The 7,419-nt window shown below is 45.8% G+C and carries 8 protein-coding genes; 3 read left to right on the forward strand and 5 right to left on the reverse strand.

What is annotated here, in order from left to right; genetic code table 11:
- From NTW12_01960 to rfaE1, 3 genes are all read right to left on the reverse strand, one after another.
- Positions 1-686: YicC family protein (locus tag NTW12_01960; GenBank protein MCX5845116.1), on the reverse strand; the 686-nt coding region annotated here is incomplete at its 3' end.
- A gap of 84 nt (positions 687-770) precedes the next feature.
- Positions 771-1,295 (reverse strand): DUF4416 family protein, encoded by a 525-nt coding sequence (locus tag NTW12_01965; protein MCX5845117.1) that lies wholly within the window; start codon positions 1,293-1,295, stop codon positions 771-773.
- Positions 1,292-2,281, reverse strand: coding sequence for a D-glycero-beta-D-manno-heptose-7-phosphate kinase (gene rfaE1 / locus NTW12_01970; protein ID MCX5845118.1), 990 nt, complete (start codon positions 2,279-2,281; stop codon positions 1,292-1,294). Before rfaE1 ends, NTW12_01965 begins: the two co-directional genes overlap by 4 nt.
- 266 nt (positions 2,282-2,547) lie before the next feature.
- Between rfaE1 and NTW12_01975 the strand changes: the two genes are divergently transcribed.
- From NTW12_01975 to rimO, 3 genes are read left to right on the forward strand one after another with little or no spacing between them, the layout of a single operon-like run.
- On the forward strand, positions 2,548-3,270 hold the full coding sequence (locus tag NTW12_01975) for a lysophospholipid acyltransferase family protein (GenBank protein MCX5845119.1): 723 nt from the start codon (positions 2,548-2,550) through the stop codon (positions 3,268-3,270).
- A gap of 44 nt (positions 3,271-3,314) precedes the next feature.
- Positions 3,315-5,501 carry a DNA translocase FtsK 4TM domain-containing protein gene (locus tag NTW12_01980; protein ID MCX5845120.1) on the forward strand — a complete coding sequence of 729 codons (2,187 nt, stop codon included), beginning with the start codon at positions 3,315-3,317 and terminating at the stop codon, positions 5,499-5,501.
- Positions 5,498-6,880 (forward strand): 30S ribosomal protein S12 methylthiotransferase RimO, encoded by a 1,383-nt coding sequence (rimO, locus tag NTW12_01985; GenBank protein ID MCX5845121.1) that lies wholly within the window; start codon positions 5,498-5,500, stop codon positions 6,878-6,880. The genes NTW12_01980 and rimO overlap by 4 nt, the downstream gene beginning before the upstream one ends.
- Here rimO and NTW12_01990 read toward each other — a convergent pair.
- Both NTW12_01990 and NTW12_01995 read right to left on the reverse strand, forming a co-directional pair.
- Complete coding sequence (locus NTW12_01990) at positions 6,817-7,026, reverse strand: type II toxin-antitoxin system HicA family toxin (GenBank protein MCX5845122.1); 210 nt, start codon at positions 7,024-7,026, stop codon at positions 6,817-6,819. The genes rimO and NTW12_01990 overlap by 64 nt on opposite strands.
- Positions 7,023-7,214 (reverse strand): type II toxin-antitoxin system HicB family antitoxin, encoded by a 192-nt coding sequence (locus NTW12_01995; protein ID MCX5845123.1) that lies wholly within the window; start codon positions 7,212-7,214, stop codon positions 7,023-7,025. The genes NTW12_01990 and NTW12_01995 overlap by 4 nt, the downstream gene beginning before the upstream one ends.
- Positions 7,215-7,419: the final 205 nt, after the last annotated feature.

Below are 7,419 nucleotides of genomic sequence, written 5' to 3' on the forward strand. Positions count from 1 at the left end.
TTAAAACGGACAATCTCCTCCGTTATATCACTTTTTTCAGCCATGATGGCTACCTCCTGGCATAATCGCAGATCATCGAGTACCATCCCTCCCGTAAGCTCTTTTACCCGCTCACTAAGTCGTTTTTGATACTCTACGGTAACCTGAGGCGCCCGCAATGCGATGGAATCAAGAGACTTCATGATCAGATTTAATCTCTGCATTAAATCATGGTATATGTTTTCTCCCTCCTTTTTTCTCATTTCGATTAAAGCAGCCATCGCTTTGTCAAGTACCGTTTCCAAGTCCTCCCAGACAACGGAAAGATCAAGACCGGGGTCTTTCAGAACAAATGTATCTCTGAACCCGGTCATCATAGTGAGAGTAATCTTCTCTTTAAGGTTAAGCTCCTGTCTCAATCGCACAAGCAATTCATAATAATTCTGAATAAGTGGGAGATTCAACTCATACCTGCCCTCACTTAGAGAACCGCTCTCAGAATCCATCCTGATGCTTGCCTCTATCCTTCCACGGGTAAATCTTCCACTGATCTTTTTCTTAATCTCCAGTTCGAGAGGTGAGAGTAAAGTAGGAACCCGAAGAGAAATCTCCAGATAACGATGGTTCAGGGATTTTATTTCCACTGTGTATTTTCTATCATTTAGAATAGCTTCGGTCCTGCCGTAGCCGGTCATACTTTGAATCATTACAAACTCCTATCAATGATAATGAAAAAGCCAGAAGTTATTACACTCCCTTCTGACTCCTGTATTCTGTTTCCTGTCTTCTCTTTAGTGTTTCAACTGCATGATATATTTTGATCGTATCCTATTAAACATTTCTATAACAGACTTTTCTGCATAATCCGGGTAAGTCCATGGGAGGGAATGAAATGACTTGTCTTTGTAAATCAGGGTGAGATCGGCATAGATACCATCCCGCAGGTATGGGCGGTGCGTGTAGCCTTTGCCCGTTGCGAGGATCAAATGAGCCTGCGATATATATCCGGGATCAATATTAACCCCTCTCTTTCCGCCTGCCGAAAATCTATCTTCCACATCATTTGTTAACAGTTTAACTTCCGGCAATGATTCCGGCCGGATCAAAGTATTGAAAATAATAAACCGTCTTATCAGTGGTGATCCCATTTCTCCCGTATAATAGTCAGTATAATGAAAAGGCATCCGGGCACTGATAAATTCAATCTCCCCATATTGTTCAGATAATACCTCAAGAATACTTTTCAGTAAATCACCATCCGTATAAATAGTGCCCATGAGCAGTTTGACTGCCTCTGCAGGCCGCGGTTTGCTCATAGCACCTCTCTGAGTTCGTCCTGTGAAGTTGTGGCCGTTCCCACCTTTCCCACAACAATACCGGCAGCATAATTTGCCAGAGCGGCTGCTTCTTTAAAGCTTGCCCCGGAGGCTATGCAGAGCGCAAGAACACCAATAACCGTATCCCCGGCGCCGGTCACATCAAAGACTTCTCTGGCCTGGGCGGGAAAAGCAGTATGGGTAATTTTGCCATCCTTTTCAAAAAGATTCATGCCTTCTTCGCCGCGTGTAATAAGAAGCGCTTTGAAATTAAATTGATCAAGAAGTCTCCTCCCTATTCTCACAATATCACGCCCATCCATAATCTCCATACCGGCAGCACGTCCAGCCTCATGATGATTAGGCGTAATGATGTCAAAATCCTGATACAGAGAAAAGTCATTCTGTTTGGGATCAACGCAAACGGGGATACCTTTCCCGGATATAACTTTACGAATATCATTCAGAAGGGGCATCGTAATTACCCCTTTATTGTAATCCGAAATAACTATGGCGCCCACCTCATCCATCACGTTTTTTATGTACTCTCTTATCTTCTCGATACTGTTCGATTCAATAGGCACTCTACTCTCCCGATCAAATCTTACAACTTGCTGAGAGTGGGCCACAATCCTGGTCTTTAGTGTAGTAGGGCGTTTAGCTTCTACAAGAATCCCATCTGTATCTATGTGCCTTTTGCGCAACTCCCCTAACAACCGCTCTCCCATGGTATCGGAACCGATAACACCGGTCACATATACTTTACCTCCCAGGGCAAAGATATTATTCAATACATTGGCACACCCCCCAAGCATAAAATTGTCCGATTGGACCTCCACGACGGGAACGGGGGCCTCCGGCGAAATCCGCGATACCTTGCCCCATATAAAATGATCGACCATGATATCCCCGACCACTAAAACTTTTGACCTGGAAAAGTTTCCAATAATTTCTAAAGCTCTTTTTTTATTAACAATTTTATTCATTAATTACACTTTCGTATAATAGTATTAAACGAATAATCTACTCAATCCCCACATCCACTGCGTAAATTTCACAGTAAAAAGTCTCAGCATTTTCTTGTTCTTGGGGCAGCCATGCTATTACCATGCCTATCTTTTGTCAATCCTTTTCTCGGAACACTCTTTCTATCGTGAACAGGTGGAATAATCCTTATTGACTTCACCTATATTATCAAGTAGAAAATACACTGATAAGTGTAAAAGTTATCGATGATATTAAGGATTGATCCATGATTCGATCTTTACTTATAGTAATAACAAGTGTAGCGGTTACTGCATTTATGTCGTGCTATCTTATCGCCTTCTCTTTTATTCGTCCGGATGAAAACATAAGCCACAGGGTAGCCAAAATCTGGGCCAAGGTGCTTCTTGCCTTAGCCAATACCAGGGTAGAGATTATCGGTGTGGAAAATATCCTGATGGGAAAGCCGCAGATATTTATGGCCAATCATCATAGTGATTTTGATATCCTCATCGTTCTTGCTCATCTGCCCGGCCAGTTTCGGTGGATCGTTAAAAAGGAACTCTTCAATATACCCCTTTTTGGAGCAGCGATGCGAAACGCCGGATACATAGAGATCGACAGACAAAGCCATGAAAAGGCGATGATGAGCCTTGAAGAGGCAGCCCGGAAGCTCAGAGCAGGGAAATCTATAATGTCTTTTCCGGAGGGGACGAGAAGCAAAGATGAAAATATCAAGCCTTTTAAAAAGGGTATGTTTTACTTGGCTATAAAGTCAGGCGTCCCTATCGTACCGATATCCATTATAGGCTCCAGAGAAGTCATGCCCAAACGATCCTTACAAATAACACCCGGGAAAATCACCATGGTCATAGACAGGCCGATAGATGTTAGCCGATATTCCGTAGAAAACCGTCAAGAGCTCATTGACAGGGTACGAAATATCATTACCAGAAATTATGAAGAAACACGGTCTGCTAAAGCAGCATGATCTTGTGAAAAGTCGTTCATTATTATGAGCTGAAAGTAAGGAAATTGGACAACAGAAAATTAAGAGAAATCTCGGGGGTGATTTGCCTGGCATGTGCCATCTTTCTCCTGCTGTGCCTTGCTTCCTACCACCCTCAGGATCCATCCTTTACACATTTTGCAACTGACAATGTGAAGACGCATAACCTCGTAGGTTCCGTAGGATCACACACTGCCGATTCCCTCATTAGGATCTTCGGCATAGGCGCATTCGTCATTCCCCTGGTTTTTTTAATAATTTCATTCAGGTACTTCCTCGACGAATCTTTTAAAATCACTCTCGTGGGAGTTTTTGGTCTCATTGGTCTTATTTTCTCCACGTCTACCCTCCTTGCAGCAAGTATAGCCGAAGTCCAGGTCTATGGCGTCAAACTCGGTGCAGGAGGTATCCTGGGAACTGTTTCGGCAGAGTTTCTGAATGGGTACCTCAATCAGACAGGCGCCTATATCCTCCTTGTGCTCATCCTTATTATATCTCTTATTATTATGGTCGATTTATCCCTCGTGTCTCTCGGCAGGAGATCCAAAGATATTACTATCGCGTCATGGTCAGGTATGAAAATATTCACGTCTAAAAGCACAGAGATGCTGAAAGGGAAAAAGGATAGAATCGAAGAGGATAAAAAGAAAACGGTTCCCGTGATTGACGCCACAACGCTATCGATGGAAAAGACGCGACGGAAAAAGGCGGAACAGTCTCACTTTGATTTCCTGCAAAAAAACGGCGTCTTTAAACTGCCGCCGCTCTCGCTCTTAGACCAGGTTGAACGTAAGGACACGAGGATAAAGCGGGAAAGCCTCATTATGAATTCCCGGATCCTCGAAAAAAAGCTTGCCGATTTCGGCGTCGAGGGAAAGGTAGTTGAAGTCAAACCCGGTCCACTTATTACCATGTATGAACTGGAGCCCGCAGCCGGTGTAAAGATTACTAAAATCACCAACCTCTCTGACGACCTCGCTTTGGCACTCAGGGCGCCGAGCATCAGAATCATCGCCCCTATACCGGGAAAAGCAGTCATCGGCATTGAAATTCCCAATCATGAGCGGGAACCCGTACACCTGAAAGACGTTTTAGATAACGATGTTTTCCTTGAATCCCCATTCAAGCTCCCCATCGCCCTCGGAGAAGATATTGTAGGAATCCCCGTAATCACCGATCTCACCAGGATGCCCCACCTCCTGATCGCCGGCACAACAGGATCAGGAAAAAGTGTCTCTCTTAACGCCATGATCTGCAGTATTTTGTTCAAGGCTCCACCGGACGACGTTAAGTTCCTCATGATTGATCCAAAAAGACTCGAACTTTCCGCATATGAAGGGATACCACACCTCCTCCATCCGGTTGTGGTTGACCCGAAAAAAGCCTCTCAGGTTCTCAAATGGGCCGTCGAAGAAATGGAAAGGCGCTACAAGACAATCGTCGAATTAGGGGTTAAAAACATCGAGGCATATAACAGGCTTATCGAAAAAAAGCTGAAAGAAAAAACAATCCAGACGCATGGCATCAATGGAAAACGGGAAGGTGAGGGTGAAGCTTCTGTCAAACTGCCTTACATCGTCATCATCATCGATGAGCTTGCAGACCTGATGATGGTCGCCCAGAGAAACGTGGAGGAATCCCTCGCCCGTATCGCCCAGATGGCGAGAGCCGCGGGGATTCACCTGATATTAGCTACCCAGAGACCATCGGTCGATGTCATTACCGGTGTTATAAAAGCCAATTTCCCCACACGGATATCCTTTCAGGTCTCATCGAAGGTAGACTCACGGACGATCCTCGATCAGCTCGGGGCTGAAAATCTCCTGGGTTTTGGCGACATGCTCTTTATGCCCCCCGGCACATCGAAACTGGTCCGTATACACGGGCCGTATGTGTCCGACAAAGAGATAGAGAAAATCGTAGACTTCGTAAAAAAACAGGCTATGCCCGCATACGACGAATCGATATCGGAATATCATCCTGATTCAACGGAAGGCGAAAAACCGGACGAGGATTTTGATGAAAAATACGACGAGGCAGTCGAGCTGGTAACTGAACTGGGGCATGCATCGATCTCCCTGGTACAGAGATACCTCAAAGTCGGCTATAACCGCGCTGCCCGTATGATCGAACGCATGGAAGCTGAAGGAATCGTCGGCCCCTCCGACGGTGTTAAACCAAGAAAGGTGCTTGCCAGAAAGATCCCCCATTGAAATACAGAAACGTGCACATCATAAGCCTCGGCTGCCCGAAAAATCTGGTCGATTCCGAGGTCATGGCCGCGCTTCTCTCAAAGAGCGGCTACCGCATCATTCCTCAGGCAGACAAGGCACATATCATACTGATCAATACCTGCGCTTTCATCCTGCCTGCAAAGGAGGAATCCATCGATGAAATCCTGAGGATGGCGAAATGGAAAAAAGGAGAAAAAGGGCCCTGTACCCATCTGGTTGTAACAGGCTGCCTCCCCCAGCGCTACGGAAGAGTTTTGGAAAAAGAATTGCCTGAAGTAGACCTTTTCCTGGGGGTTGGAGAAGTACCGAACATCGCCCAACACCTGGACGGTTTATTTCTTTTAGCGCCCACAGGCCTTCGGTCGATCATCGGCAAGCCTTCCTTCCTGATGAATGCAAGCTATCCCCGCCTCACAACGACGCCTTTTCACAGCGCCTATCTCAAGATCGCCGACGGATGTTCGAATCGTTGTTCCTACTGCGTAATCCCGACGATCCGGGGAAAGGCCAGGAGCAGAGCGATTGACGATATCCTGACGGAAGCGGAAACCCTTGTGAGCGGTGGGGTTAAAGAACTCATCATCACCGCTCAGGACACGACAGCCTATGGGCGTGATCTGAAAGGAAAGCCAACCCTGAGCGATTTACTGAAAAAACTGGCATCCATACAGGGAATTCGCTGGATACGACTCCTCTATACCCACCCCGCCAGCCTTACCGATGAGATACTGAAGACCATAGCCAATGAAAACAGTATCTGTCATTACATTGACATCCCGATCCAGCACATTGACGATGAAATACTTGTGGCCATGAAGAGACGCGGCGGCGGCGACCTGATCAGGAAATCCATCAAAAAGGCAAGAGGAATAATCCCTGATGTGGCTCTGAGAACATCCATTATCGTTGGGTTTCCGGGAGAAACACGCACACAATTCAACAGACTCGTCTCCTTCGTCAGGGAGACGCGGTTTGATCACTTAGGTGTCTTCACCTATTCCAGAGAAGAAGGTACGACAGCGGCTACCTATCCTTCCCGAATATCGGAAAGGGAAAAAGAGGAACGGAGACAAATTCTTATGGAAGAGCAGGCCGTTATTTCCTATGAAATCAATCAGTCCCTTATTGGTTCAATCCAGGAAGTCATCATCGAAGGCATGAGCGAAATCCCCGATTTCCCCTCTATCGGGCGGTGCTGGAGACAGACCCCGGATATCGACGGTGTAACCTATGTAAAGGGGAGAAACCTGACCGTCGGAAAAATCATACCCTGTACAATCACCGACGCTAATGACTATGACCTCTTTGCGGAAGTGCTCGCTACTTCGGAAAGCGCAGCGTCATCCCTCCTGAGGTGATCCGGAAGGCGGTATTGCCCGCTATGCCGAGGGACTGGTTGCGATATTTTCGTCTCTGGATTCTGATACCAATCGTGCCGGCCTCCATGACGAATAAAGACGCATCCTATTTCCTCAATGGCACGGATTAAATCTTTACGCTTCATGCAACACGAAGCTCCCCGACATGAAGAACGTTAGGTATCTTGCCACTGGTTAATTCTTCATATATGTCTTTCAGATTTTCCTTTAATTCATCAAGAGTTTCCCCTTGTGTTTTATAATCAGGAAAGTCTTCAAGCCATCCAATGAACACATCCTCGTCTTGATAATACATAAATTTTTTTGTTTCCATGGCGATCACCTTTTTTATTGTTTGTTGGGTATAGCTCTTTTGGGGGACAGCCACTTGGTAATTGGTGGCTGTTAGAATGTATAAGAATTGATTCAAACAGGAAGCCGCCAGTGGTATTGATAGCTTGAAGAACAAGCGGTCGGATCGGCATGGCCGTCCGAAATCAAATTACCAAAAGGAGGCTTCCATGAACACCATTTACTAC

The organism is Deltaproteobacteria bacterium, assembly GCA_026388545.1.
Classification (GTDB): domain Bacteria; phylum Desulfobacterota; class Syntrophia; order Syntrophales; family UBA2185; genus JAPLJS01.